This is a genomic window from Eudoraea sp. (assembly GCF_049669105.1).
In the GTDB taxonomy this organism is placed as follows: Bacteria; Bacteroidota; Bacteroidia; order Flavobacteriales; family Flavobacteriaceae; genus Eudoraea.
Genome location: NZ_JBATKE010000168.1, coordinates 1 through 3,242, shown reverse-complemented (window position 1 = coordinate 3,242; position 3,242 = coordinate 1). Strand labels below are relative to the sequence as shown.

General features: G+C 51.9%; 3 protein-coding genes. All 3 read right to left on the bottom strand.

Annotated elements, in window-relative coordinates:
- On the bottom strand, window positions 1-1,022 hold a 1,022-nt coding region (locus WBM60_RS13510), incomplete at its 3' end, for an HNH endonuclease signature motif containing protein (protein WP_424283188.1).
- The gene (locus tag WBM60_RS13505; protein WP_424276940.1) at window positions 1,019-1,660 is read right to left on the bottom strand and encodes a hypothetical protein; all 642 of its coding nucleotides are present in this window, start codon (window positions 1,658-1,660) and stop codon (window positions 1,019-1,021) included. The genes WBM60_RS13505 and WBM60_RS13510, both read right to left, overlap by 4 nt.
- Before the next feature lie 567 nt (window positions 1,661-2,227).
- Entirely contained in the window at window positions 2,228-3,034 is an 807-nt protein-coding gene (locus tag WBM60_RS13500) for an ankyrin repeat domain-containing protein (protein ID WP_424276939.1), read from the bottom strand.
- Between the last annotated feature and the right edge of the window lie 208 nt (window positions 3,035-3,242).

The window sequence follows — 3,242 nt, the reverse complement described above, 5'->3', positions numbered from 1 at the left end:
GCGTAGCCCATTGTGTTCGCATATCCTTCGGCCCAGAAATCGCATTGCGACTCTTTTGAGTTGAAGGCCACTTCTGCCTCTTGCATATCGGAGTAAGAACCAACAACAAAGTGAAAAAAGTGTTGTGTTTTCTCGTCGAGCTGGATTCCAACGATCACCCATTTGCCATTCTTACTCTCTGCAATAACCAGGATCGAGAAACCGTCTTTGAGGAGAGCAGCCCCAACAGCAGTGAGTTGAGGGCAGAAATCCTCATAGTCGCTGTAAGCGACGACATTGCCGAGTTGAATATTTCGAAAATAGACATCAAGGCGACTGTGTTGCTCCCCCTGCGGGCACAAGGGAAAGTACATCGGTGCGCTCCACATGTACTGTACGCACCATGGCGTTTGCGCCATGTCTAAGCCGGGCTCTCTGCCCAAACCTATCTCCCACTTCTGCAGAGGCTTGTACACTCGGTCACCGAACGAGCTGGTCTGCTTGACTGGCCTTCTCGCCCCCTTCGGCTTCGATTCAGTGTTTGTCCAAACTTCCATCCGATTCCAACAATTTCTCGCTTCCTCCAGACTCACCGCTCTCATCCAACCAAAATTTGGATCGCCCTGAATCTCATTGAGCATCGAGGGGTTATCAAGAAATGCCTCAATGCTGCCACACAGATATTCGATCTTCTTACGAGTCGTCGGGTTCTTCAGTGAATTCTCTAGGCGAGTCAGCCATCGCAGATTCGCCGGACGATTGTTTTTGCAGTTTGAGTCGATATGGTCAACCACATACTTTGGGTCTGGTGGATCGCCGTGAAACGCAGTCGCTACAATTCTGTGAATCCGGATTCCTGCAATATGCAGGTAGGGATTGGATGTGCTTTCATTCCCGAACATCCAGTGACTATCCAAAGCACGTCGTCGCATTCCTTCTCTCGCATGCCGCAGCACGGCCCCGTTGTCCCGCACCGAGAATCTTTCGCCGTCGTACACACACTCTATCTCTTGTTCAAAGTCACTCACGTTCACCTGGCTCATGACTGCACCCCCAGGGACTTCAGCGTTGTCCGCGCGCCGGCAGTAAATTGACAGACAGACATCCTCGGACTGCCAAAGCCGATGCGCCCTGCCACTCGGGGCAGAGTGATCGTGGTTTGGCCGTCTCTAGACATCTCGCCGGGAGTCGTCTCGTATGAGTGAATTACATTTAGCACAACGACGTCTTCATCCTGTTTGACGCTCACGAAGTGATGCATTGGAATTTGGTCTCGGTACAGGAATGTGGCCTGAAAGGCGTCGTTGTTCTCGACCAGGACCTTTGCCAGCTTGTCAAAGCTTCGGAACGGCGGATTGTCACTCCCCCACCACTCGTCAGCGAATAGGGGCGCGTAGACCGCCTCTCCCAGCGTGTAGCTATCGGACAGCTCGGCTGATAGCCCTTCGAGCTTCTGTCGGCGCTGGTCAATATCCTCATCAGGGACCATGACGACCACCTTGGCCTCAGCTAGGTTTTCTATCGGGTATTTGTTGTCTGCTAGGAGGGCATTCCTGGATCTATAGCCCAGGTAGGCAGCCACGATCTCGTGAGCGTGGGCAGCCTTAAGCTTGATGCCGTACTTCTCTTTGGTGAATGCGCGCAGGGAATCTGCACATAGTTTGGGAATGTCGCGACGCATAGGTCGATCTCCATCGAAATCGCTGGACTTTCAGTTGGTTGTTATGAGCGTTCATTACAACCATGCCAACGGTTCAATAAAGATGTACCAGTAGCGAATGGCGTCGGATCGCGTCGTCTTTTCGGGCGCTCACACCTGGGGCATTCGACTCCTACGCCCAACATTATTGGAGCGTGCAGAGAATTTCAAGTGGGAGTTAGAACCGAGACTTTGGGCCGGCGAACAATGAGCTCCTTGCAGGCTAGCGCCAGCCCCGCCCATTGACCTTAACGTCTGACACTTTGTTGGGGGCAGCGCCTCATTCCTCAGCCAATTACTAGCGATAATGCCGCTTATTGTAGGCAAAAATACTGAACTTGCTGGTGAATTGGGCCTCGGCGGGTCTGGATCAGAATTCGCCACCGGCCCGGCTATTCGATATCCCACATACTGCAATGCTCGAATGCAGGGATACGGTCAAAGAACTCTAACCAAGCCGAAGATGAGAGAGGCACCCGGAACACGCCAACGATGCAGGAGTGAGTGCTCGCAGGTTGCCTGATCCCTCACTTACGCTAGTTAAGGGCATTAAGGCAAGCTACAAATACCAGAAGTGGATTCAGGAATTTCTTTCACTTCTGCTGACAAAAACGCGTCGACTTGGATGATGAGCTCTCCTTGGTCCTCTCGGAAAGGAGCAGGATATCGTGGGGGAGGCGACATTTCCGGTATGGTTGCGCCCAGCAAGAACAGGCATTGCGCCCTATTCAAGTCTCCAGTTCTTCTAGCCAGCTCGATGGGTGTCACACCGGGACCCAGCTCATTTACGTCAGCCCCAGACCGTACTAGGGCCGTTATCAATCGTAGCCCTGATTGCCCTCGTCCGCTAGCCGCGTGCAAAGGCATGAAACCATAATCGTCTTGGGCATTCGGATCTACTCCGAGTTGAAGTAGCGTATGGGCCGCCTCATCAGACTCAAAACTTGCTGCAAGATGCAGCGAAGATCCCAGGCTAGCCAGTCCGACCACATCATTCCCTTGCGACAACTCGTCTTCGAACCTTGCCATCATCGAACCGGTCAATCTTGAATCATTGCTGACGATCGCGACATCAAGCAACGTGATCGCATAAATTGCCTCTCCAGGAATCTCCGGCTGAGAAATACGAAATCTCTTCTCGTCTAGACACTCGTAAGCGCTGGATCGCAACTTTGATCGCGCAGCCTCAACTTTAGAGTCACTCCAGTCGATCGCCACCCAATCGTATCTATTGAACTCCCGGGTGAATGAATCGAATGAGTCCAGCACCGATGGCCAACAGTCGACTTCCGCCGCATGACATCCAGTCATTGCCGCCATGACTACACAGCATGCTTGAATAACATATTGCATCATCGTTGTTCCTTTCTTTACGCAAACCTGCACATGCACGCCTACATCAACAGCTATGAAACGCTACACAAGGCACAACCCATTCGTCCAGTCGACCTGAGACATACAGATAGAAATTCACTGACGAAAAAGCACTTCCTAGATCATACTTCTGCCAGTCGACAAATAGGTACTGGTACCCTCTCATCTTGTAGAATTGCAAATCAATCGA

Bases quoted from the DNA above. Each gene is read 5' to 3' on its own strand.
- WBM60_RS13505 (WP_424276940.1), bottom strand. From the start codon at position 1,660: ATGCGTCGCGACATTCCCAAACTATGTGCAGATTCCCTGCGCGCATTC.
- WBM60_RS13500 (WP_424276939.1), bottom strand. From the start codon at position 3,034: ATGATGCAATATGTTATTCAAGCATGCTGTGTAGTCATGGCGGCAATG.